Here is a 1,088-nt window from a genome sequence, read left to right as displayed (position 1 = left end):
AACAGCCAGACAAATACAATTTGGGGACGACGCTGCACGACACGCCTCTAAGTTTGAAAGGTAGCAAAGGCTCGGTATGGACTCCGCGTAACTACGACCGTAAATATCGTGGTGATGTGCCACTTTACCTTGCGCTTGCGAAGTCATTGAATGTACCAACGGTAAGGTTGGGGATGGAGCTTGGTATTCCTGAAGTATCTGGCACACTTGAACGCTTAGGCGTCAACAAAGATGAGATTCGTCCTGTGCCTTCTATGTTCTTGGGCTCGTTTTCATTGACGCCATTTGAAGTGGCGCAAATGTACCAAACACTGACTAACTCGGGTAAACGTGCTAAGTTGACCGCGCTTCGTTCCGTCATCGATATGGACGGTAACGTGCTTTATCAATCGTTGCCTCGCTCCTCTCGCGCGGTTGACGAACAAGCGGCTTGGCTAACGACATACGCGATGAAACAAGGTGTCGCACAAGGTACGGGCCGCTACCTTCAAAGCCAATTCGCTTGGGCTGCGTTGGCGGGTAAAACGGGCACCAGTAACGATACTCGTGATAGCTGGTTTGTCGGGATTGATGGTCGTGAAGTGACGACCATTTGGCTAGGCCGTGATGATAACAAGCCAGTCAACCTTACGGGCTCAAGCGGTGCATTGCGTGTTTACGCGGAATACTTGGCGCAGCGAATTCCTGAGCGTTTGGAGTTGCCTTGGCCTAAAGAAGTGACGACGCTTGGCTTTAAACCGACCTCCAACGGTGGTTTAGAGATGAATTGCCGCAGCGATTACAAACTTCCAGTATGGGATAAAACGGGTCAAATCAAACAACAGTGTGAGAAAAAATCTAACTGGTTGAATAGTTTGTTTGATTGGTAGGATCTCCAAATCAACAACATGGACTTGTTTCACTGGTCAATTCTTAGTACATATTAGTGATCAAGTATTCAGTAAAGGAAGAAGTGGATGTTCAAAACGCTGTCATCAAGCCCGATGTCGCGCTGTTTCGCGTTGTGGGTAAGTTTGTTTTTGATAGCCGCTCCTTCTGTTGCTCAAGTCAAAAATGAGGAGACTCCGACTCGTCCTAAAGTCGCGGTT

At 48.2% G+C, this 1,088-nt stretch carries 1 protein-coding gene; it reads left to right on the top strand.

The features are described from left to right. Positions 1 to 869 (top strand): penicillin-binding transpeptidase domain-containing protein (locus R7Q47_RS26125; RefSeq protein ID WP_318090246.1); only part of this gene is annotated, 869 nt, incomplete at its 5' end. Positions 870 to 1,088 lie beyond the last annotated feature (219 nt).

This window comes from Vibrio sp. Vb0349, assembly GCF_033338975.1.
The sequence above is the reverse complement of the archived record's forward strand: the minus strand, read 5'-3'. Positions and strand labels throughout refer to the sequence as shown.